This is a genomic window from Sphingobium sp. V4 (assembly GCF_029590555.1).
In the GTDB taxonomy this organism is placed as follows: Bacteria; Pseudomonadota; Alphaproteobacteria; order Sphingomonadales; family Sphingomonadaceae; genus Sphingobium.
In genome coordinates this window covers 3,007,200-3,030,464 of record NZ_CP081001.1, presented here as the reverse complement: position 1 = coordinate 3,030,464, position 23,265 = coordinate 3,007,200, and the positions used below count along the sequence as shown (strand labels likewise).

General features: G+C 66.8%; 15 protein-coding genes and 2 tRNA genes. 8 read left to right on the top strand and 9 right to left on the bottom strand.

The window, feature by feature from the left end:
• The 4 genes from K3M67_RS14995 to K3M67_RS14980 form a co-directional block, all read right to left on the bottom strand.
• Entirely contained in the window at nucleotides 1-990 is a 990-nt protein-coding gene (locus K3M67_RS14995; RefSeq protein ID WP_285831880.1) for a DUF2891 domain-containing protein, read from the bottom strand.
• Nucleotides 987-1,925: a DUF979 domain-containing protein gene (locus K3M67_RS14990; protein WP_285831879.1), complete on the bottom strand. Its 939-nt coding sequence runs from the start codon at nucleotides 1,923-1,925 to the stop codon at nucleotides 987-989. The genes K3M67_RS14995 and K3M67_RS14990 overlap by 4 nt, the downstream gene beginning before the upstream one ends.
• On the bottom strand, nucleotides 1,922-2,599 hold the full coding sequence (locus tag K3M67_RS14985) for a DUF969 domain-containing protein (RefSeq protein ID WP_285831878.1): 678 nt from the start codon (nucleotides 2,597-2,599) through the stop codon (nucleotides 1,922-1,924). Before K3M67_RS14985 ends, K3M67_RS14990 begins: the two co-directional genes overlap by 4 nt.
• A gap of 249 nt (nucleotides 2,600-2,848) precedes the next feature.
• Nucleotides 2,849-2,938: transfer RNA gene (locus tag K3M67_RS14980), tRNA-Ser, on the bottom strand.
• Between the two features lie 122 nt (nucleotides 2,939-3,060).
• Between K3M67_RS14980 and hspQ the strand changes: the two genes are divergently transcribed.
• The 3 genes from hspQ to K3M67_RS14965 all read left to right on the top strand — a co-directional run bounded on the left by hspQ (nucleotide 3,061) and on the right by K3M67_RS14965 (nucleotide 6,221).
• The gene (gene hspQ, locus K3M67_RS14975) at nucleotides 3,061-3,432 is read left to right on the top strand and encodes a heat shock protein HspQ (protein WP_066865058.1); all 372 of its coding nucleotides are present in this window, start codon (nucleotides 3,061-3,063) and stop codon (nucleotides 3,430-3,432) included.
• Complete coding sequence (locus K3M67_RS14970) at nucleotides 3,389-4,162, top strand: GDSL-type esterase/lipase family protein (protein ID WP_285831877.1); 774 nt, start codon at nucleotides 3,389-3,391, stop codon at nucleotides 4,160-4,162. The genes hspQ and K3M67_RS14970 overlap by 44 nt, the downstream gene beginning before the upstream one ends.
• Nucleotides 4,163-4,283: 121 nt before the next feature.
• A complete protein-coding gene (locus tag K3M67_RS14965) occupies nucleotides 4,284-6,221 on the top strand; it encodes an OPT family oligopeptide transporter (RefSeq protein WP_285831876.1) in 1,938 nt (645 codons plus the stop codon).
• A gap of 175 nt (nucleotides 6,222-6,396) precedes the next feature.
• Here K3M67_RS14965 and K3M67_RS14960 read toward each other — a convergent pair whose 3' ends face one another.
• Nucleotides 6,397-7,113 (bottom strand): hypothetical protein, encoded by a 717-nt coding sequence (locus tag K3M67_RS14960; protein ID WP_285831875.1) that lies wholly within the window; start codon nucleotides 7,111-7,113, stop codon nucleotides 6,397-6,399.
• 222 nt (nucleotides 7,114-7,335) lie between these two features.
• A complete protein-coding gene (ppc, locus tag K3M67_RS14955; protein ID WP_285831874.1) occupies nucleotides 7,336-10,038 on the bottom strand; it encodes a phosphoenolpyruvate carboxylase in 2,703 nt (900 codons plus the stop codon).
• 174 nt (nucleotides 10,039-10,212) lie between these two features.
• On the opposite strand from ppc, the gene K3M67_RS14950 reads away from it, so the two are divergent.
• The 4 genes from K3M67_RS14950 (at nucleotide 10,213) to K3M67_RS14935 (ending at nucleotide 16,129) form a co-directional block, all read left to right on the top strand.
• On the top strand, nucleotides 10,213-11,664 hold the full coding sequence (locus K3M67_RS14950) for a helicase HerA domain-containing protein (RefSeq protein ID WP_066865070.1): 1,452 nt from the start codon (nucleotides 10,213-10,215) through the stop codon (nucleotides 11,662-11,664).
• Nucleotides 11,661-12,134, top strand: coding sequence for a low molecular weight protein-tyrosine-phosphatase (locus K3M67_RS14945; protein WP_066865073.1), 474 nt, complete (start codon nucleotides 11,661-11,663; stop codon nucleotides 12,132-12,134). Before K3M67_RS14950 ends, K3M67_RS14945 begins: the two co-directional genes overlap by 4 nt.
• A 97-nt stretch (nucleotides 12,135-12,231) precedes the next feature.
• Nucleotides 12,232-15,327 carry a DUF4982 domain-containing protein gene (locus tag K3M67_RS14940; protein ID WP_285831873.1) on the top strand — a complete coding sequence of 1,032 codons (3,096 nt, stop codon included), beginning with the start codon at nucleotides 12,232-12,234 and terminating at the stop codon, nucleotides 15,325-15,327.
• 52 nt (nucleotides 15,328-15,379) lie between these two features.
• Entirely contained in the window at nucleotides 15,380-16,129 is a 750-nt protein-coding gene (locus K3M67_RS14935) for a FadR/GntR family transcriptional regulator (RefSeq protein ID WP_232313897.1), read from the top strand.
• 1 nt (nucleotide 16,130) lies between these two features.
• On the opposite strand, the gene K3M67_RS14930 is transcribed toward K3M67_RS14935, so the two are convergent.
• Together K3M67_RS14930 and K3M67_RS14925 are read right to left on the bottom strand one after the other, a co-directional pair.
• The gene (locus tag K3M67_RS14930) at nucleotides 16,131-17,627 is read right to left on the bottom strand and encodes a UxaA family hydrolase (protein ID WP_285831872.1); all 1,497 of its coding nucleotides are present in this window, start codon (nucleotides 17,625-17,627) and stop codon (nucleotides 16,131-16,133) included.
• A gap of 325 nt (nucleotides 17,628-17,952) precedes the next feature.
• A tRNA-Leu gene (locus K3M67_RS14925) sits at nucleotides 17,953-18,039 on the bottom strand.
• Between the two features lie 155 nt (nucleotides 18,040-18,194).
• Here K3M67_RS14925 and K3M67_RS14920 point away from each other — a divergent pair.
• Nucleotides 18,195-18,686 (top strand): hypothetical protein, encoded by a 492-nt coding sequence (locus tag K3M67_RS14920; RefSeq protein ID WP_066865084.1) that lies wholly within the window; start codon nucleotides 18,195-18,197, stop codon nucleotides 18,684-18,686.
• Between the two features lie 15 nt (nucleotides 18,687-18,701).
• Here K3M67_RS14920 and gltB read toward each other — a convergent pair whose 3' ends face one another.
• A complete protein-coding gene (gltB, locus tag K3M67_RS14915; protein ID WP_066865087.1) occupies nucleotides 18,702-23,237 on the bottom strand; it encodes a glutamate synthase large subunit in 4,536 nt (1,511 codons plus the stop codon).
• Nucleotides 23,238-23,265: the final 28 nt, after the last annotated feature.

Genomic DNA, 23,265 nt, shown 5'->3' with positions numbered 1-23,265 from the left:
TCATTCGAGCGCGAGCAGGGCGAAGGTCGCGAGCCAATGCTCCCCCATATAATCGCCCGCGACATGGGGCAGACTGGCGTCGATATGGACGCGGGCGGCGTCCTGAGCGCGCATGAAGACGGGATCGTCCTCCCCCAGCGCGGCGGCGATCGCGCGCCAGCACCAGGCCCGGCTGAGGTTCAGTCCGTCCAGATGCGCGATCTTGCCGTCGCTGCGGTCGGACACGATGGCGGGGGTGAAGAGCGTCGCCGGCTCGCCCTGCGCCGATCGCGGCAGGAAGGCGTGGAACCAGTCGGCGAAAGCCGCAGGCTCCAGCAGGCGGCTCATCAGCAGCGCCTCGCATAAGGAGGGCGAGAGAAATTCGTCGCCGCCCGGCTCCCAGGCCTGGCAGGCGCGGTCCTGCCCGAACCAGTGCAGCGCCCGATCCCGGATCAGGTCGACCAGCGCCGGATCGCGTGTCCGCGCCCAGTCCAGCGCCAGCACCAGCGCGAAGGCGATGTTGAAATGCGTGCCGACCCGCAGCGGATAGGTGAGCCGGGGCAGGAAAGCGTGGAAGCGCGCGGCGAAATCAAGTGCCAGCGGCTCGATCGCCGCTGCCCAGGGCGCGTCATGCCGGGCCAGTTCCTGATGCAGCGCCAGCAGCCACGCCCAGCCATAGGGACGCTCGAACCCCGCGCTCATCGGCCGGGCGAGATAGGCGCGCTCGCCCGCCACCCTGTCCGGCACCAGCATGACGTCGGCCCGCTCCCGGATCGCCGCCGCTTCCGGCAGGCCGGGAAACAGGCGCGTCAGCCGCATCACCTGCCACCAGCCATGGACGCAGCTGTGCCAGTCGAAACTGCCGTGGAAGATCGGATGATGCTCGGCCGGTTCGCGCGCATCCTCCGGCCCGTTCAGCACCAGATCCATCTTGAAGGGATAGCGGCGGCCGAGATGGGAGAGGGTGAGCGCCGCGAAGCGGCTGGCGATATCGGAGGTCAGGCGGGTCATGGGAAGGCGAGCCAGTAGATGAGGAGAATGTTGACGAGCAGCAGCGGCAGCGCCGTACCGACCTGCCGCTTGATGACGCCATGCTGGTCCTTGAGTTCCAGCAGGGCAGCGGGGACCAGGTTGAAGTTGGCGGCCATCGGCGTCATCAGCGTGCCGCAGAAGCCCGCCAACATGCCGATGGCGCAGATGACCGCCGGATCGCCGTGCCAGGTGCGGATGAGCAGGGGCACGCCGATCGCCGCCGTCATCACGGGGAAGGCGGCGAAGGCGTTGCCCATGACGATGGTGAACAGCGCCATGCCCAGCCCATAGGCGATCACCGCGCCGAGCAGGCTCCCATCGGGGATTGCTTGGCTCACGATGCCGCCGACCGCATCTCCCACGCCGGCGAGCGCGAACACCGCGCCCAGGCTGGCCAGCATCTGCGGCAGGATCGCCGCCCAGCCGATACAGTCCATCAGCCGCCGCCCCTGTTGCAGCGGCACCCGCGCGCCGGCGCGCAGCCAGAGGCAGCCGACCGTCATGGCGATCAGCACGCCCAGCGCCAGCGCGATCAGCGTCGCCTGCTTGCCGTCGAACCAGTCCGGCGCCTGCTTGAAGAGGATCGTGCCGATCAACGCAGTCGCCGGGATGATGAGCGCGATGACGAACAGGCGATTGCCGAACCGGTCGGCACGCGCCTGCCTTGTCTCCGGCGGGACGGCGCCATCGCCCCGGCCGAGCCCGCCGAGCGCGCCCAGGCCGATGAGGCCCAGCACCAGCAGGCCGTTGCCGACATCGCCCAGCCGGTCGCCCGCCCACATGCTGAGCGCCAGCAGCGCCCAGAAGGCGGCATTGGTCCAGCGGCGCGGGGTGGCTCGATCACGCGCGCCCAGCAGGGCGAAGGCCGCGAAGATCGCGCCGGCCAGCGCATAGACCCAGTGGAGGGTGATCATGGCTGCTTCTCCGCGCACCGCCGCCGCAACCGCCGGTCCAGCCGCCACAGGCGAAAGCCATGAATCAGGAAGGCGGCGATCGCCGTGGGAATGGCCCAGACCGACAGCTGGAGCGGCTCCAGCAGGATGTCATATTGCTCCAGCAGCCCCTTGATCAGCAGGATCGAGCCGATGGCGAGGAAAATATCCTCGCCGAAGAAGAGGCCGACATTGTCGGTGGCCGCGGCCCACGCCTTCACTTCCTCGCGCGCCTCCTCGTCCAGCCCGCCCGCCTGCGCCTCCGCCGCCGCTTCCGCGATCGGGGCCACCAGCGGACGCACCGTCTGGGCATGACCCGCGACCGAGGTCAGGCCGACTGCCGCCAGCCCCTGCCGCAGCAACAGGTAGAAGGTCAGGAACTGCCCCACCGTCGCGCCGCGCATCCGGGCGATCAGGCCGCGCGCCCGCTCCTGCAAGCCATAGGCCTCCAGCAGGCCGACCACCGGCAGCACGATCCAGATGATGCTGACATAGCGCGCCTCGTTGAACGCCTTGCCGAAGGCGGCGAGGATGGCGACGGGATCAAGCCCTGCCGTCAGCCCCGTGACGAGCGCCGAGGCGAGAATGACGAGCAGCGGATGGAAACGCAGCAGAAAACCCGCGACGATCACCGCGATGCCAAGCAGCACCCACATGGTCCGCGCGCCCTAGCGCCAGTCGCCTGCCGCAGCGATGGGGATCAGGAAAGCTGGTGCGCGACAGGGCATGGGCGGGGACACTCGCTAAGGATGGCGGGCGATCACCGGCTGATGCCCTCCGGGCCATGTTGCCCGTCCCGCCGCCGTCCCGCAAGCGCGCGCCAACTATCGCCCGCGGCGCGCTGGGACCAGGACCGGATAGCCAAGAATCAGAAGATCGTCATCATGCAGTTTTCTGCAAATAACTGGCGGAGAGGGAGGGATTCGAACCCTCGGTACCCTCACGGGCACGCCGCATTTCGAGTGCGGTGCATTCGACCACTCTGCCACCTCTCCGCAGAAGGATCAGCGTTGCCGATCCGGTCGAGGGGCGGCCATTAGCGAATGAAATCGCGCTTGCCAAGCGGCCAAACGGGTATTTTTCTTGTGTCGGCGCAAGAGCCTCCTAAATTGGTCATATGAGAGACACGATTCAGATTTTCGGCGCCGGGATGACTGCTCCGCCGATCGCCCATGCCCGCTTCAACATCGGCGACGTGGTCAAACATCGCATGTTCGGGTTCCGCGGCGTCGTGTTCGATATCGACCCGGTCTTCGCCAACAGCGAGGAATGGTATGAAGCCATCCCGGAACATGCCCGCCCCGACAAGCAGCAGCCCTTCTACCATCTGCTCGCGGAAAATGGCGATTCCACTTATGTGGCCTATGTCAGCCAGCAGAATCTGGTTGTCGATGACAGCGACGAACCGGTCGATCATCCTGCCATCGCGGGCATGTTCGGCGCCTATGCGAACGGCAAATATCGGCTCCGCCCGCTCCATCGACATTGAGCGCGGCCTGTCGCGCTCGCGCGCGTCGGTTACGCGCCGGAGCGTCGGCGCGCTGCTGCTGACCGCCTGCGCATGGGTTGTCGCCGCCGCCGCGCCGCCCAATGCCGACCCGGTCTTTCCCTTCTCGCGGGAAATCGAAACCTTTGCGAGGGCCAATGCCGCCGGCCCATCGGTCCGCGACGCCACGCTGTTCCTGGGCAGTTCGAGCATCCGGCTGTGGGACATTGCCGGCAGTTTCCACGACATCGGCACGGTCAACCGCGGTTTCGGCGGCGCGACCACGGCGCATGTGCTGCATTATTACAAGCGCCTGCTGCCGTCCCTGCCCCCGCGCTCCATCGTCGTCTATGTGGGCGAGAATGACCTGGCGGCCGGGGCCACGCCCGAAACGGTCACCCGCGACATCCTCACCCTGCTGCGGCGGCTGCGCATCGATTATCCGCGCGCGCCCATCGCCTTCCTCTCGCTCAAGCCCAGCCCCATCCGCTGGACGCTATGGCCCCGGATGGCGGCGGTGAACCAGGCCGTGGCCGCCCGCGCCCGGGCCGACCGGTTCGATTATGTCGATGTCGGCTCCAGCCTGCTCGCGACCGACGGCCTGCCCGACGCAACGCTGTTCCGGCCGGACGGGCTGCACTTGAACGCGCGCGGCTATCAGCGCTGGACGCAACTGGTCCATGGCTGGATCGATCGCGCCGCGCAGGAGCAGGCGCCAGAAAGCGCATCCTGAACCACTTTCCGATTGATCCACGGCCAAGCAACATTATTACCAACCGCATGACACAAGCGCCAAGCCAGGGGGACCAGAGGTGACAAGCCAAGCTCAAGCAGGAGGAGCGCAGGCCAGCGCCATGGCCGAACTGACGCTGCGCGGCGTGATCCTGGGCGGTCTGATCACGCTCGTCTTCACGGCGGCGAACGTCTATCTGGGCCTCAAGATCGGCCTGACCTTCGCGACGTCGATTCCCGCGGCGGTCATCTCCATGGCGGTGCTGCGGCTGTTCGCGACCGGCACGATCCTGGAAAACAACATCGTCCAGACCATCGCATCGGCCGCCGGCACCCTGTCGGCCATCATCTTCGTGCTGCCCGGCCTTGTCATCATCGGCTGGTGGCAGGGCTTTCCCTATTGGCTGAGCGCGTTCACCATTGCGACCGGCGGCATATTGGGCGTCATGTATTCGGTGCCGCTGCGCCGCGCGCTCGTCACCGGATCGGACCTCCCCTATCCCGAAGGCGTCGCCGCGGCCGAAGTGCTCAAGGTCGGTGCCGGTTCGCGCGAAGGGCTGGAAGAAAATAAGCGCGGCCTCGCCGCCATCGTCGCCAGCGCCGTCGCCGCCGCCGCTTTCTCGATCACCGCCAAGACCAAGATCATCGCGGAGGAAGCCGCGACCTTCTTCAAGTTTGGCGCGGGCGCGACCTCCATGTCGACCAGCTTCTCCATGGCGCTGATCGGCGTCGGCCATCTGGTCGGCCTGTCGGTGGGTGTCGCCATGTTCATCGGCCTGCTGATCAGCTGGACCGGCCTCGTCCCCTATCTCACCGCCCCGCTGCCTGCGGGCGCGGAACTGTCCGACGTGGTCGGCACCGCCTTCCGCATGAAGGCGCGCTTCATCGGCGCAGGCACGATCGGCGTCGCCGCGATCTGGACCCTGCTCAAGATCCTTGGCCCTATCGTCAGCGGCATCCGCTCCGCTCTGGCCGCCAACGCCACGCGCCGGGCGGGCGACGCCGCCAGCCTCGACATCACCGAGCGCGACCTGCCCATCTCCATCGTCGGCGGCACCATCCTGGCCGCCCTGCTGCCGATCGGCGTGCTGCTCTGGATCTTCGCGCAGGGCGGGCCGATCGCCGCCAATCCGGTGCCGGTGATCGGGCTGACCTTGGCCTATGTGCTGGTGGCGGGCATCGTCATCGCGTCGGTCTGCGGCTATATGGCGGGTCTCATCGGCGCGTCGAACAGCCCGATTTCGGGCGTCGGCATCCTCGCCGTGCTGGGCGCGTCGCTGCTGCTCGCCGCCATCTACGGGTCGGGCGGCGACCCGTCGCAGACCCAGGCGCTGATCGCCTATGCCCTCTTCACCACGGCGATCGTGTTCGGCATCGCCACCATTTCCAACGATAATCTCCAGGATCTCAAGACCGGCCAGCTGGTCGGCGCGACGCCGTGGAAGCAGCAGCTCGCGCTGGTGCTTGGCGTCATCTTCGGCGCGCTCGTCATCCCGCCGGTGCTGGACCTGCTCAACAGCGCCTTCGGCTTTGCCGGCGCGCCGGGCGCGGGCCAGAATGCGCTGCCCGCCCCGCAGGCCGCGCTGATCTCCGCCCTGGCCAAGGGCGTGCTGGGCGGCGACCTCGACTGGGGCCTGATCGGCATCGGCGCGGGCATCGGCGCGGTCGTCATCCTGATCGACGAATTGCTGGGCAAGGCCGGCAAGCTGCGCCTGCCGCCGCTGGCGGTGGGCATGGGTATCTACCTGCCGATGGCGCTGACGCTGCTGATCCCGGTCGGCGCGGTCATCGGCCATGTCTACAACCGCTGGGCGCTGCGCCAGAGCAATCCGGAGTTCGCCGAGCGCATGGGCGTGCTGATGGCGACCGGCTTCATCGTCGGCGAAAGCCTGTTCGGCGTCGCCTTCGCCGGCATCGTCGCTGGGACGGACAGCGACGCGCCGCTGGCGCTGGTGGGCGAAAATCACTGGGCGGTGCCGCTCGCCATACTGATCTTCGCAGGCGTCATCGCGGGCCTCTATGCGCGCTTGAAGCGCTGGGCCTCCGCCCCCCTGACGTGAGGCGGGCGCGGGCCTGACTTCGCACATTTCCCGCAGATTTCGACATGATGTTGCGCCGGGCTGATCCTATCGGACAGTCCGGCGCGATATGTCGTTCAGCATGGGCGGCATGTAGGGCAGGTTGCCGGCATCTGGAAGCGACCAATTTTGCCGTCTAATATATGCTGCGACACTTTCAAAAGCTGACGCTCATAGTTGGGGCAAGGCTGGCGTCCCGCCGCGCAGCAAACCTCCATGCTGTGACGGCGATACTAGCGGTCAGGACCAACGTTGCAGCGGCAACGACGGCACCACACAACGCTAGAGCAATCGCTTCACCGACGTTCGTAGCGGACGACATGCTAGGCACGAGTTTGTTTACGCTACTAGCTGCGAAAAACACCAATATCAGCGACCAACGATAGCCCTTAGTTGCCTTAACGATCCGCATCGGGCTTACCAACCGCGTCGAAATCGCCTGCGCTATCGGCCAAGCGGGCAGAAAAGCTACTAATAGCAAGCCTGCAAAAAACAACGCGATAACGGTCGAAATAGTCAGGCCGTCGTGAGCACCAGCGCCAGATGCATAAACCAGAACGGCCAAGCTAGATAATATCGGCACAAACGTAAGGATCGTAACGGCTGTGAACTTGACGAAGCCAGCCACGGATAATGGCTTCTCAACCATTGTCATTGTCGTAGCATATGCCGCTGCGAGCCAAGGCAATATGGCAACGGCTAAAAGGGCATAATTCCATACGGAAAATTTCGCGCCAGCCCCCCATTGAACTAGGTCCGTGATAGCAGATAGCGCGCCCGCCATTGAGACGTAGATCAGTCCACGCTTAGGGACGGTGCCGAACTCGCCCATCGTCTGCGTGCAGAAGTCTTGGAATGTGGAACCGCCGGTCATTCACGAAACATGGACCACAACGCTTTGCACCGCAATCTAGGTTCTGCATCAGACGCTATGTCAGCTTCTGGACATCTCACTGCGCCAAGCTGCCATTCCGCTAGCCCCCCCCTTTTTGCCATTCCCTACGCGCGCACGTCCATTTTCAGACCTTGTATTTAGTATGGAGGACCGCCTGCACGGGGATGACGGAGCGGGGAGACCCTTCCCACCCCCGCTCACCTACCCGCTGTTCCTCAGGGCCGTGGCGATCGCGTTGATCGACAGTTCGATGCCCTCCTTCACCCGCGCGTCGTCCTCGCCGGCGCGGTGGCGTTTGAGCAGTTCGACCTGGAGCAGGTTGAGCGGCTCGATATAGGGCAGGCGCAGCCGGATCGAGGTGTCGAGCGCCGGGCTTTTCTCCAGCAGCCGGGACTGGCCGGTAGCGTCCAGCAGGCCGTCATGGGTTTGCGCCCAACCATCGCGGATGCGGCCGAAAATGGCCTCGCCCCTGGCCTGGTCCTCGACCAGCGGCAGATAGCGCGCGGCGATGCCCAGGTCGGACTTGGCCAGTACCATTTCCAGATTTGCGAGCGCGGACTTGAGGAAGGACCAGTGCTGCGCCATGTCAGCCAGCAATGCCTTGTCCTCGAACGCCGACAGCGCATGGCCCACGCCATACCAGCCCGGCAGCATGACTCGCGCCTGCGCCCAGCTGAATACCCAGGGGATGGCGCGCAGATCCTCGATCGCATTGCTCTTGGTCCGGCTCGCCGGGCGCGACCCGATCTTGAGCCCGGAAATCTCCTGGATCGGGGTCAGCTGGCGGAAGAATTCCTTGAACCCCTCGGTGCCGTAGACGAGGTCGCGATAGGCGGCGAAGGCGTTTTTCGACAATTCGTCCATCGCTGCGCTGAAACGGGCGGCGTCACGGTCCGAAATTCCTTCCGGCTCCAGGCTGGCGAGCAGCGTCGCGCTCGTCATCGCCTCCAAATTGGTCATGGCGACATCGCGCGATCCGAACTTGGCGGCGATCATCTCGCCCTGTTCGGTGATGCGGATGCGGCCCTGCACGCTGCCGCGCGGCTGCGCCTGGATCGCGGCGAAGGCCGATCCGCCTCCGCGCCCCACCGCGCCGCCCCGGCCGTGGAACAGCTGCATCGCCGCGCCCGCCTCTGCGAACACCGGCTCCAGCGCCTGGCTCGCCTTGTAGAGGCTCCAGGTGGAGGTGATGTAGCCACCATCCTTGTTGCTGTCCGAATAGCCGATCATCACTTCCTGATGGCCGCGCCCGTGCACCACCCCGGCGATTTCGGGCAGGCCGAAATAGGCGGACATGATCTTGGGCGCGGCCTCCAGGTCGGCGATGGTCTCGAACAGCGGGATCGCCATGATCGCGGCCTGCGGCGCGGCGCCGCCTACGCCGGCGCGCCAGAGGCCCGCTTCCTTGAGCAGGATGTTGACCTCCAGCAGGTCCGACACGCTTTCGGCCTTGGAGATGATATAATGGGTGATGCAGGACGGGCCATAGGTGCGGTGCGCCTGCGCGGCGGCATGGACGATCGCCAGTTCCGACGCGGTTTCCTCCGAATAGTCGGAAAAGGGCGCGCCCAGCGGCCGGTTGGTCGCCAGCTCCTTCCGCAGCAGGGCGATACGGGCATATTCGTCGAGCGCGAGATAGTCCGCCTCGACCCCCGCGATCCTGAGCAGTTCGGCGACGACGCGTTCATGCACGGCGCTGTTCTGGCGCATGTCGAGCGTGGCGAGATGGAAGCCGAACGTCTCGACCGCGCGGATCAGCCGGCCCAGCGCCCCGCCGCTCGCCAGCGCGCCGTCGCCTTCGCTCGCCAGCCCCTGCGCCACGGTGACGAGGTCGCGCCGCAACTCCTGCGGCGCGGCATAGGCCGCGCCCTTGAGGCTGGACGGCCGGGCCGGTTGCGCGCCGGTCAGCTGGACGCAGGTGGCGGCCAGGCGGGCGTAGATGCCGGAAATGGCGCGGCGATAGGGTTCGTCCTTGCGGCTGGGCGATGCGTCGCCGCTCGCCTCGGCAAGGTCCAGCACCGCCTGCGGCACATGGGCGAGCTCGGTCGAAAGCGAGAGTTCCGCGCCGAGCGCGTGCAGCGCGTCGAGATAATAGGCGATCGCCGCCTGGGCGCCCCGCTTGAGCGCGAATTCCAGCTGCGGCGCCTGGACGAAGGGATTGCCGTCGCGGTCGCCGCCGATCCACGATCCCACCCGCAGGAAGCTTTGCGGCCGCGCGCCCAGCACCCGTTCCCAGCGGGCATAGAGAGCGGGCAGCACAGGCAGGAAGGTGTCGCGGAAATAGGCGAGCACATTCTCGATTTCGTCCGCGACGAACAGCTTTTCGCGGCGCAGCGGGCGCGTCTGCCACAGCAGCGCGATCTGGCGGAAGATCGCCTCGTCCAGATTTTCGCCATCGTCCGTCTCGATGCGCCCGGCGTCCTTGAGCTGCATCAGGTCGGCGACACGGTTCTTGTGGTCGATCATGCTCTTGCGCCGCACCTCGGTCGGGTGGGCGGTCAGGACGGGCACGATCAGGCTGTGCGCGAGCAGGTCGAGCACCGCATCGCGGTCGACGCCATGCGATTCGAGCCGCGCGATCGCGGAAGCGACGTCCGCCCCCGGCTCTGCCGCCACGCCCTGCCGGTCCTCGGCCAGGTTGGCGAGCATCGAAAAGAGCATGAAGCCACGGGTGAAGGCCAGTGTATCGTCCAGGCTCAGCGCGTCCAGCCCGGTGTCGGTCAGGTCCGCGCCCTGCAACCCCCGCGCCCGGTCGACAGAAGCGGAGCGGATATATTCGGTCTGCTTGTACAGCTTCTCCCCGCCATAGGCGCGAATGACGTCGCCCAGCAGACGCCCCAGATAGCGGATGTCGGGATTCTGCGTGATCGCAGGGGCTGCGGAAGGGGGTGCCAGAGTCGCCATAGGGGATTGATGCTGCATCGCAACAAGGTGGGCGTCAAGCAAATCCCGCCTTGAGTAGCCAAGCAAAACCCATGCAATTGCGATATTGCAAAGGTTTGCATAAATACATTGCCCCGACCGCGCTTCGATGACAACGGGCTTGCGCCCTGCCCTGCCTATGGGCAAGACGCTGCCGTGACCGCCAGCATCAGCATAGGAACCGACAGCCACGGCAAGGACGTGCTGGTCGATGTCGAGGAATTGCTCGCCACCCGCCTGCTCGTCCAGGGCAATAGCGGGTCGGGCAAGTCGCATCTGCTGCGCCGCCTGCTGGAAGAAAGTGCCGCCATGGTGCAGCAGGTGGTGATCGATCCCGAAGGCGACTTCGTGACCCTGGCCGACGAATATGGCCATGTGGTGATCGACGCGGGCGACTATAATGAGCGCGAGATCGTCAAGATGGCGGCGCGCATCCGCGAACATCGCGCCTCGGTGGTGCTGAGCCTCGATTCCCTCGAACTCGAAGCACAGATGAAATGCGCCGCGACCTTCCTGTCGACCCTGTTCGATGCCCCGCGCGACCATTGGTATCCGGCTCTGGTGGTGGTGGACGAGGCGCAGATGTTCGCCCCGGTCGCCGCCGGCGACGTGTCGGACGAGGCGCGGCGGCTGTCTCTCGCCGCCATGACCAACCTGATGTGCCGGGGCCGCAAGCGCGGCCTCGCCGGCGTGATCGCGACCCAGCGCCTCGCCAAGCTCGCGAAGAACGTCGCGGCCGAAGCCTCCAACTTCCTGATGGGCCGCACCTTCCTCGACATCGACATGGCGCGCGCGGCCGACCTGCTGGGCATGGAGCGGCGGCAGGCGGAGCAGATCCGCGATCTGGAACGTGGCCGTTTCCTGGGCCTTGGCCCGGCGATCGCGCGACGGCCGGTCGCGGTCAAGATCGGCGTGGTGAAAACCGGGACGCGCGGCGGCACGCACAAGCTGATGCCGCCGCCGGTGACGACCGGAGAGGATTTTCAGGAACTGCTGTTCGCCAGGGTCGAGGAGGATGCTCTGCCCCCGCCCCCGCCACGCGCCGATCCGCCGCCGCGCGCCGCCGAGGACATCATGCGCCAGCTGGCCGACGCCCCATCGGCCAAGCCCGCCGCGCCCGAGCTCGACTTCGGCGAGAATGAACCGATCGTGATCGCCGTGCTGGAGGATATCGTCGCCGATCTGGGCGATGCCGCGCCCGGCGTGGCGGCGCTCTACCAGGACTTCGGCGTGCGCTGCCGGATGAAGGGGCTGAAGCGGTCCCCGCTCGACCTGCCCGCCTTCCGCAAGCGGTTCGCCATGGCGCAGGCGGGCATGGCGAATGCCGACGATCCCCGCTGGCAGGACGCGATCAGGGCGGCGGAGCCGGTGCCGGAGGACATGCTCGCCCCCTTCCTGCTGATCGCCCGCGCGGCGCTGGACGGCCAGCCCTGCCCCGACGACGGCGCGCTCGCCCGCGCCTATGGCACCAGCTCGCCGGGGCGGGTGCGCCGGCTGATCGACTATATGGAGAAACTGGGCGTCATCGTCGCGCGCACGGATTTTTCGGGCAAGCGATCGATCGGCGTGCCGGGCCTGGGCCTTTCCACGGCGGCGGCGGACGGATGAGCAGGCCCGCCATTCTCTTCGTCTGCCTCGGCAATATCTGCCGCTCGCCGCTGGCCGAAGCCGCGTTGCGGGCGGAGGCGGAGAAAGCCGGGCTGGACATGATCGTCGATTCGGCGGGGACGGGCGACTGGCATGTCGGCAGCCCGCCCGACGCTCGCGCGCAGGCGGTGGCGCTGGCGCGCGGCATCGACATTTCCCATTATCGTGGACGACAGGTGAGCGCGGAGGATTTCCGCCGCTTCACCCATGTCTTCGCGCTCGACACCGACAATCTGCGCAACCTCCGCCGCATCCGTCCGTCGGACGGCACGGCCAGCCTGCAATTGCTCATGGACCTTGTGCCCGGACGCGCGGGAAGCGGCGTCACCGATCCCTATTATGGCGACGAGGCCGGGTTCGAGATCACCTGGGACGATGTGACGCGCGCGGCGGCGGCGCTTGTGGCGCGACTGGAGCGCGGGACGGCCTAATTCACGATGTGAACCCGACAGCCTCCTTTTGGGATGATGGTTGACCAAATGCGCCATATCCGTCAGACTGGCCTGACCAGATCAGGAGAGGACGGCCATGCGGAACGGGCAGACGCGGTGGAAGAGGAGCAGCGCGCCGATCGGGATCGCGCTGTTGGCGATAGTCGCGGACCTGTCCATGTCGGTGTCGGCTTTCGCCCATGACGCCTCCCGAGTCGTGGCCTCGCCCCGCCGCACCTATAATCTCAACCCCGGCTGGCTGAGCAGCTCCGGCGACCCTGCCGGGGCGCAGCAGCCCGGCTTCGACGACAGCGGCTGGCGCCCTGTGACCCTGCCCCATGCCTTCAACGAGACGGAGGCCTTCGCCCGCGACATCAAGCAATTGTCGACCGGCATCACCTGGTATCGCAAGCGCATCACCCTCCCCCGCACCGCGCCCCATGGCAAGGCGCTGCTGGAGTTCGAGGGGGTGCGTCAGGCGGCGGAAGTCTGGGTCAACGGCCGGTCGGTCGCCCTGTCCGAAAATGGCGTCATGGCCTTCGGCGCGGACATCACGGCGGCACTGCGGCCGGGCGAGAATCTGATCGCCGTGCGGGTCGACAATGACTGGAAATATAAGGAGCGCGCCAGCGGCAGCGGCTTCCAGTGGAACAACGATAATTTCAACGTCAACTATGGCGGCATCACCAAGAATGTCCGGCTGCACCTGACCGGCCTGGTCTATCAGACGCTGCCGCTCTTCTCCGGTCTCGGCACGACCGGCCAATATGTCTGGGCCGACGCCTTCGACCTGAAGGCGCGCCGCGCCACCATCCATGCCGAAGCCCAGGTCCGCAACGAAGGCGACCGCGCCCGCCGCCTGACCTTGCGGGTGGAGATACGCGACCCGTCCGGCAGGCGCGTCGCCCGCTATGACGGCGCATCGACACCGGTCGCGCCCGGAGGGACGGCGATGCTGTCCGCCGCGCGGCCGATCGGGGACCTGCATTATTGGAGCTGGGGCTATGGCTATCTCTACACCGTGACCACCAGCCTGGTCGAAGGCGGCAGGATCATCGACAGCGTCGATACAAGCACCGGCTTTCGCCAGACCCGGTTCGGCGACGGCATGGTCGAACTCAATGGCCGGGCGATCCAGGTCCATGGCTATGCCCAGCGCACGTCCAACGAGTGGCCGGCGGTGGGCGTCTCCATCCCGCCCTGGATCAGCGATTTCTCCAATGCGCTGATGGTCGAGAGCGGCGGCAATCTGGTGCGCTGGATGCATGTCACGCCATCGAAACAGGACATCGAGTCCGCCGATCGCGTCGGGCTGATGCAGGCGATGCCGGCGGGCGACGCCGAGAGCGACACCAGCGGACGACGCTGGGAACAACGCAAGGAGGTGATGCGGGATGCGATCATCTACAACCGCAACAACCCGTCCATCCTCTTCTATGAAGGCGGCAATGAGAGCATCAGCGAGGCTCATATGGCCGAGCTGAAGGCGATCCGCGACCGCTATGATCCGCATGGCGGCCGCGCGATCGGATCGCGCGAGATGCTGGACAGCAGGCTCGCCGAATATGGCGGGGAGATGCTCTACATCAACAGGAGCGCCCGCCATCCGATGTGGGCGATGGAATATTCGCGCGATGAAGGCGCCCGCCTCTATCAGGACGAATTTACCCCGCCCTTTCACAAGGATGCGCCCGACTATAACCGCAACCAGGACAGCCATGCGATCGAGGATGTGCGGCGCTGGAGCGACTATTATCGGGCGCGGCCCGGCACCGGGACGCGGGTCAGCTCGGGCGGCGTCAACATCATCTTCAGCGACAGCAACACCCATTTCCGCGGCGACAATAATTATCGCCGCTCGGGCGAGGTCGATGCGGTCCGCATCCCCAAGCAGGGCTTTTTCGCGCACAGGGTGATGTGGAGCGACTGGGTCGACAGCGTCACCCCCGCCACCCACATCATCGGCCACTGGAACTATGCGCCCGGCACGCGCAAGGCGGTGACGGTTGTATCCAATGGCGAGACGGTCGAACTGTTCCTGAACGGCCGGTCGCTGGGCAAGGGCGAGCGGAGCGACAGCTTCCTTTTCCGCTGGCAGCATGTCGATTTCGCAGCCGGAACGCTGCGCGCCGTGGCGACCCACAAGGACGGCCGCACGTCGGAATACAGGCTTGAAACCACCGGCCCGGCGATGGCCCTCCGGCTGACGCCCCGCGTTTCGCCGCGCGGTTTCGTGATGGACGGGGCCGACATCGCACTGGTGGACGTCGAGGCGGTCGATGCCGGGGGCCGGCGCGTGCCGGTCGACAATCGGACATTGCATTTCACGCTGGACGGCCCCGCCCAGTGGCGCGGCGGCATCGCGCAGGGCGATTCCACCGGCAGGCGGCGTGCCGGCGAAACCACCGGTGAGGCCGTCGTGACGAAGCCCCATGGCGCCGACGGCACGACCAGCTACGCCGGCACCGCGCGCGACGAGGATAATCATATCCTGTCGCAGACCCTGCCGCTGGAGGGCGGGATCACCCGCGTGCTGCTGCGCGCGGGTACCCGTGCCGGAACGGTCGGCCTGAGCGTCACGGCCGAAGGACTGCCGTCGGCGCGCCTTTCGATCGCGGGCAGGGCGGCGGCGCCGGCGACCGGCGGCCTGTCGGCGGATTTTCCGGAGGATCATCAGCCCGGATCGCTGGTGCGTGGTCCGACGCCGGAGACGCCGAGCTTCCAGCAACATCGAACCACCCATATGCCCCAGGGCGTCAGCGCCGGATCGGGCCAGGGCGAGGCGGGGCGCACGCTGGACGACAATGAACTGACCCGCTGGTCGAGCGACGGTCAGCCCGGCAACGCCTGGATCGACTATCGCTTCGCCGCGCCGGTCGAGTTGAACGCCATCGACCTGAAGCTGGTCGGATGGCGTTCCCGCGCCTATCCGCTGGAGATCAGCATCGACGGCAGGACGGTCTGGCGGGGCACGACGGACCGGTCGCTCGGTTATGTGACGCTGGATTTCCCCGCGACGACCGGCACGGCCCTGCGCATCCGCCAGACCGGCGCGGTGGCGGACAAGGATGCATTCGGCAAGGTCATCGAACTGAACAATGCCAGGGCGGCCGGCGACACCGGGGCCGAGGCCGTGCCGCCCGGCTGGCATCTGGGCATCGTCGAAGCGGAGTTCCACGGCCCCGTGCGTTGACCCCATTTTGGTAAGGCCCTATCCTTCATGCGGTAATGCCAGAGGAATGACGATGACCGCGCGGGGACAGGAACGACTTTACCAGGATCTGGCGCGCGCGCTGCTCGAGGATCTGGCCGCCGGACGCTATCCGGTGGGGGCGCGGCTGCCGGCCGAGCGCGAACTGGCGCAGCAGCATGGCGTCAGCCGCCCCACGGTGCGGGAGGCGATCATCGCGCTGGAGGTGCAGGGGCTGGTCGAGGTGCGGATCGGGTCGGGCGCCTATGTGGTGCGCCTGCCCGGCAAGGAGGATGTCCCCGGCTTCAACATCAGCGCGATCGAACTGACCGAGGCGCGCCTGTTGTTCGAGGGCGAAGCGGCGGCGCTGGCCGCAACCCAGGTAACGGACGGAGAACTGGTCGAGATCGAGGCGCTGGTCGCCCAGATCGCCCGCGAGAATCTGGACCCGGCTGGATCGGTCCAGGCGGATCGCGCCTTTCACCTCGCGATCGCGCGGGCGACACGCAACCAGGCGGTCTATGAGGCGATCGAGCAGCTCTGGCGGTTGCGCGACACGTCGCCCGAAGCCGCACTGCTGCACCAGAAGGCACGGACCGCCAATATCAAGCCGGTGGTCGACGAGCATAGCGCCGTGCTGCAAGGGTTGAAGGACCACGATCCAGCCGCCGCCCGCATGGCGATGCGCGCACATCTGTCGGCCGTGCTCGACAGCCTGCTCTTCGCCACTGAGGAAAAGGCGGTCGATGATGCGCGGCGCGCGATCCAGGCGAAGCGGGACCGCACGGCCCGCGCCACCGCCTGAATCAAAGCGTCACGCCGCGTTTCCAGATGGCGATGTCGCGTTCGCCATTGGCTTCGTTGCGCGCTGGCTCGCCCGAGGCAATGGCGCAGATATGGGCCATCAGCGCATCGGCCGCGGCATCCAGCCCCTCGTCCAGCACTTGTCCGGCGTCGAAATCGATCCAGCCGGGCTTGCGCGCGGCAAGGTCATGGTTGGTGGCGAGCTTGAGCGTGGGCACCGGACTGCCGAGCGGCGTACCCCGGCCGGTCGAAAAGAGGGTGATCGTCGCCCCCGCCGCCGCCAGCGCGGTGGTTGACACCGCATCATTGCCCGGCGCCTCCAGCAGCGTCAGACCCGGCCGGCGCAGCCGCTCGCCATAGGCCAGAACGTCGGTCAGCGTCGCATGGCCGCCCTTCTGCACCGCCCCCAGCGACTTTTCCTCCAGCGTCGTGATGCCGCCCGCGACATTGCCGGGGCTGGGATTCTCGGAAATCGGCTCGCCATGATCGATGAAATAGCGCTTGAAGCGGTTGACCAGCGCGACGAGGTCATCGAACACCGCGCGATCCGACGCACGCTGCATCAGCAGCCGCTCGGCGCCGAAGATTTCGGGAATCTCGGTCAGGATCGCCTGCCCGCCCGCCGCCGTCACCATGTCGGCGATCCGGCCGATCAGCGGGTTGGCGGTCAGGCCCGACAGCCCGTCCGACCCCCCGCATTTGAGGCCGACGCGCATCGCGCTGAGATCGACCTCTTCGCGCCGGTCGCGGGCGGCAATCGCGACCAGTTGCTCGATCGCCTCGGCCGCCGATTCATATTCGTCCGCGCTCATCTGCGCGCCGACGGTGCGGATGCGGTCGCGCCGCTCCTCCGGCACGCGCTCCAGCAACGCGGCCAGCTGGTTCTCCTCGCAGCCCAGCCCCATCAGCAGCACACCCCCGGCATTGGGGCTGCTCGCCAGCGCCGCCAGCAGCCGGGCCGTGCCGTCCAGATCGTCGCCCAGTTGCGAACAGCCGAGCGGGTGCGGGAAGGCGACGACATCATCGACCAACCCTGCATGGGCCTTGGCCGCGCGCTGCGCCACGCGCTCGGCAGTACGGGCGACGCAGCCGACGGTCGGGATCACCCAGATTTCGTTGCGCGTGCCGACCGATCCGTCGGCGCGTCGATAGCCCCGGAAGCGCCAGTCCCCCGGCTGGCGCTGGTCTCGCGCCCCGATCGGCGCATAATCATAAGGCTCCTCGGCCTTCAGATTGGTGACGAGGTTGTGGCTGTGGACATGATGGCCCGGCGCAATATCCTGCTTGGCGGTGCCGATCGGCCAGCCATAGCGGTTGACCGGCTCGCCCGCCGCGATCGGCCGCAGCGCAACCTTGTGCCCCCGCCCGATCGGTTCCTCGATGTGCAGCGCCGCACCGCCGACCTCCACCCTCTCACCGGCCTCCAGCGCGCGCAAGGCGACTGCCACCTGATCCTCGGGGGCGATCTGCACGGCGTCGGGGAGAGGCGGCCTTGTCATCGAAAGCGTGTCCATGATCGCGGGATAGCATTTGTGCCATCGGTGGCACAAGCAATTCCCTCTACGCACGCGGGCGCTTGCGGCCAGGCCGGCAGGGTGAAGATGATCGGCGCGGTGAACTCGATCCGCTCGCCGGGCAGTTCGGCCGGGGTGCGGGGGCAACGCGCCAGCACGCCGCGCGGGACAAGGCCGATCGCTTAACGCCGGGCGAAACTTATTTGCAGGAGGAGGGCGCCCCGCATCGCGGTCGACGCCCTCGTTCATTCGCCGGCGTGGTGGCTGACCGGACCGCCAAGGCGGTGATAATGATCCGACTGAAGAATGATGGTGCGGTCGAGAAGACTCGAACTTCCACGGCCTTTCGGCCACAACGACCTCAACGTTGCGCGTCTACCAATTCCGCCACGACCGCACATCAACAGGGAAACCGGCGGCGCCGGTGCCTTGGTAGGAGGCGGCCCTTAGCAAAGGCTTTTGCCCCATGCAACCACCGATCTGCATCCGCGTTATGTTTGTCGAGAAAGGCGATGGTCCCAACCCCGGAGCGGAGGCAAGAGGAGCAGGACGATGCGATTGTGGATGCTGTCGACGGCGACGATGACCGCCGCTGCGGCGATGGGCCTGGCGCTGGGCGGCTACGCCATCAGTCCCCAGCGCTCACCGCTGGAAAGCATGGACGATCCCTACGTCCAGGTCGATGCCCCTGCGCCGGTCGCGGCATCCGCCGACACCGGTCCGGTTGCGATCCATTGCACCGGCTGCGGCCCGACACTCGCCGACCGGCGCTTTGCCGCCGACATGGCCGGGCTGGACAGCGACGGCATGATCTCGGGCAGCGACGATCCGGTGGTGCAGGATTATCTGGCCGAGGAACCGACTCCGGTTGTGGAAGTGGCGCAGCCCTCGACCGCGCATCAACTGCACCCCCGGATAATCCGGTTTGCCGACGGCGCGTCGGCGGCGCGGCCGATGCCGGTGCAGGTGGTCCCGACGCAGGAAGGGGCCGATCCCGCCGACGGGGAGACGATGCTCCCGGTCGCCGCGACCGACCCCCGATAGTCTTGCCGGCGGGGCTTATTCCGCCGCGACGACCTCCGCCTGCGCATCGCTCAGCGGCTGGGCGAGGCGGTTGATCATCTCCTTCGGGCAGACCTGCCAGAAATAGCGCCGCCACCGGTCCCAGTCGTCCAGGATGGTGTTCGACCATTTGCTGTCGGTCGCCACCGCATGTTCTGCAATCAGCGACTTGAGCTGCGCTTCCCAATGGGCGCTTTCCAGCCGCTGCCAGACGATGCTTTCCGGGTTGGCGCGAGTCGGGAAGCTGCCGTCCTCGTCCAGGATGAAGGCCATGCCGCCGGTCATGCCCGCGCCGAAATTGGCGCCGGTCCTGCCCAGAATCACAGCAGTGCCCCCGGTCATATATTCGCAGCCATTGGCGCCGCAGCCCTCGACCACCACCTGCGCGCCCGAATTGCGGACCGCGAAGCGTTCACCGGCCTGACCGGCGGCGTACAGCTTGCCGCTGGTCGCACCGTAGAGGACGGTGTTGCCCAGGATGGTGTTGTCCTTCGACGACAGCGGGCTGGAAACGGTCGTGCGTACCGAAATGATGCCGCCCGACAGCCCCTTGCCGACATAGTCGTTGGCGTCGCCGAACACTTCCAGCTTGATGCCCTTGCAGAGGAAGGCGCCCAGTGACTGCCCCGCACTCCCGCGCAGACGGACGGTCAGATGCCCGTCGGCCAGCGTCGACATGCCGAACTTCTCGGTCACGGCGGCGGACAGGCGCGTGCCCACGGCGCGATGCGTGTTGCGCACCGTGTAGGTCAGCTGCATCTTCTCGCCGCGCTCGAACACGGCGCGCGCGTCCTTCATCATCTGCGCGTCCAGGCTTTCGGGTACCGGGTTCCGACCCTCCAGGCTGAAACGGCGCTGATCGTCCGGCGCGTCCACCTTGGCCAGGATCGGGTTGAGGTCGAGATCGTCCAGATGCTCGGCGCCGCGATTGACCTGCTTGAGCAGTTCGGTCCGCCCGATCACCTCGTCCAGGCTGCGGAAGCCCAGGCGCGCCAGTACCTCGCGCACTTCCTCGGCGATGAAGGTCATGAGGTTGATGACCTTCTCCGGCGTGCCGGTGAACTTCGCTCGCAGCTTTTCATCCTGCACGCAGACGCCGACCGGACAGGTGTTGCTGTGGCACTGGCGCACCATGATGCAGCCCATGGCGACCAGCGACAATGTGCCGATGCCGAACTCCTCGGCGCCCAGGATCGCCGCGATCACGATATCGCGACCGGTCTTGAGGCCGCCGTCGGTGCGCAGCTTCACCCGATGGCGCAGGCCGTTGAGCGTCAGCACCTGATTCGCTTCCGACAGGCCCATTTCCCATGGCGTACCGGCATATTTGATCGAGGTCTGCGGGCTGGCGCCGGTGCCGCCGACATGGCCGGCGATCAGGATGACGTCGGCATGGGCCTTCGCCACGCCCGCCGCGACCGTGCCGATGCCGGCCTGGCTGACCAGCTTGACGCAGACCCGCGCGCGCGGATTGATCATCTTGCAGTCGTAGATGAGCTGCGCCAGATCCTCGATCGAATAGATGTCGTGATGCGGCGGCGGCGAGATCAGCGTCACGCCGGGCGTCGAGTGACGCAGGCGGGCGATGAACTCCGTCACCTTGAAGCCGGGCAGCTGGCCCCCCTCGCCGGGCTTGGCGCCCTGCGCGACCTTGATCTCGATCTCTTCGGCCGACCCCAGATATTCGGCATGGACGCCGAAGCGGCCCGACGCGATCTGCTTGATGACGCTGTTCGCGTTGTCGCCATTCTCATAGGGCTTGAAGCGCGCGGCATCCTCGCCGCCCTCGCCCGACACCGCCTTGGCGCCGATGCGGTTCATGGCGATCGCCAGCGTCTCATGCGCCTCCGGCGAGAGCGCGCCCAGCGACATGCCGGGCGTCACGAAGCGCTTGCGGATTTCCGTGGTCGCCTCGACCTCGTCGATCGGCACCGCCTCGCGGGCGAAGTTGAACTCCAGCAGGTCGCGCAGATAGACCGGCGGCAGGTCGCGCACCCCGCGCGAAAATTGCAGATAGGTCGAATAGCTGTCGGTCGCCACCGCGGTCTGGAGCAGGTGCATCAGCTGCGCCGAATAGGCGTGGCTTTCGCCCCCGTTGCGCTGGCGATAGAAGCCGCCGACCGGCAGCCGCACCGCCGCCGCGTCGAACGCCGCCTCGTGGCGCAGCATGGCGCTGTAATGAAGCGAGGCATAGCCTTCGCCCGAAATCTTCGCCGGCATACCGGGGAAGAGATCGTTGACCAGCGCGCGCGACAGGCCGACCGCCTCGAAATTATAGCCGCCACGATAGGAGCTGATGACCGCGATGCCCATCTTGGACATGATCTTCAGCAGGCCTTCGTTGATGGCGACGCGATAACGCTCGATGCAGGCGTCGAAGCCGAGGTCGCCGAACAGGCCGCGCGCATGGCGGTCGGCGATGCTCGCTTCGGCCAGATAGGCGTTCACCGTCGTGGCGCCGACGCCGATCAGCACCGCGAAATAATGGGTGTCCAGCGCTTCTGCGCAGCGCACGTTGATCGACGCATAGCTGCGCAGCCCCTTGCGCACCAGATGAGTGTGGACGGCAGCCGCCGCCAGCACGCCCTGGATGGCGACGCGGTCGGCGCCCACACCCTCGTCGGTCAGGAATATCTCGGTCCGCCCCTCGCGCACGGCCTGCTCGGCCTCCTCGCGGATGCGGGCGATGGCGGCGCGCAGCTGCTCCTGCCCGCCGGTCGCGGGGAAGGTGCAGTCGATCTCGGCCACGGCAGGGCCGAAATAGGCCTTGAGCCGCGCCCATTCGGCACTCGTCACCACCGGCGATTCCAGCACCAGCACATGGCTGTTCTGCGCGCCTTCCTCCAATATGTTGTGGAGGTTGGAGAAGCGCGTCTTCAGGCTCATGACATGCCGTTCGCGCAGGGAATCGATCGGCGGGTTGGTGACCTGGCTGAAATTCTGCCGGAAGAAATGGCTGATGGTGCGCGGCTTGTCGGAAATGACGGCCAGCGGCGTATCGTCGCCCATCGACCCGACGGCTTCCTTGGCATCCTCGACCATGGGGCTGAGGATCAGTTCCATGTCCTCCAGGGTCATGTTGGCCGCGACCTGCCGGCGCGTCAGTTCCGCCTTGTCCCAGGCCGGCAGCGCGCTCGGCGCGTCGGCCAGGTCATCGACGGTCAGGAAGTCCTTGATGAGTTCGCCATAGGGGCGCTCGCCCGCGATCTGGTCCTTGATCGCGCGGTCGTCATACAGTTCGCCTTCCGCCAGATCGATCGCGATCATCTGGCCCGGCCCCATGCGTCCCTTCTTGACGATGGTGGTTTCGGGCACGACCACCATGCCGGTTTCCGAACCCACGATCAGCAGATTGTCGCCGGTCAGCGTATAGCGCAGCGGGCGCAGCGCATTGCGGTCGACGCCTGCCACGACCCAGCGGCCGTCGGTCATCGCCAGCGCGGCCGGGCCGTCCCACGGCTCCATGACGCTCGCCAGATATTCATACATGTCGGCGTGCGCCTTGGGCAGTTCGGCGCTGTCGGACTGCCACGCCTCGGGCACCAGCATCAGCTTGGCGGTCGGCGCGTCCCGGCCGGAGCGGCAGATCGCCTCGAACACGGCGTCGAGCGCGGCGGTGTCCGACGCGCCGGCCGGGATCACGGGCTTGATGTCCTCCGACTGCTCGCCGAAGGCAAGGCTGGCCATCTTGATCTCGTGGCTCTTCATCCAGTTCTTGTTGCCGCGGATCGTGTTGATCTCGCCATTATGGGCGAGCGTGCGGAACGGCTGGGCCAGCCACCATTGCGGGAAGGTGTTGGTCGAATAACGCTGGTGGAAAATGGCGACGCGGCTCTCGAACCGCTCGTCCTGAAGGTCCGGGTAGAAGACCGACAGCGATTCAGCGAGGAACAGCCCCTTGTAGATGATCGAGCGGCAGGACAGCGAGCAGACGTAGAAATCGTTGATCTGCGCGGCGATCACCTTCTTCTCGATGCGCCGGCGGATCAGGTAGAGATCCTTCTCGAACTCGGCCATGTCGCGTTCTTCCGGCATCGGGCCGGCGATCATGATCTGCTCGATCTCGGGGCGGGTGCGCTGCGCCTTCTCGCCGATGACCGACACGTCGACGGGCACCTGGCGCCAGCCGTAGATGGTGTACCCCGCGTCGATGATCTCCGCCTCGACGATGGTGCGGCAGGTTTCCTGCGCGCTAAGGTCGGTGCGCGGCAGGAAGATCATGCCGACGGCCAGCCGGTTGGGCAGCGGCTTGTGGCCGCTGTCGGCGATGCAGTCATCGAAGAAGCGCACCGGCAGATCGACATGGATGCCCGCGCCGTCGCCGGTCTTGCCGTCCGCATCGACCGCGCCACGGTGCCACACGGCCTTCAGCGCGTCGATCGCACTGGCGACCACGCGGCGGCTCGCCCGGCCATCGGTCGCGGCGACCAGGCCGACGCCACAGGCGTCGCCTTCCAGATCGGGGTGATACATGCCCTCGGCAGCGATCCGCGCGCGCTCTTCGGGGCTGGCCATGAAATTGGTGTCGGTCATGATGACTACCCTTGCCTATGGCCGCCCG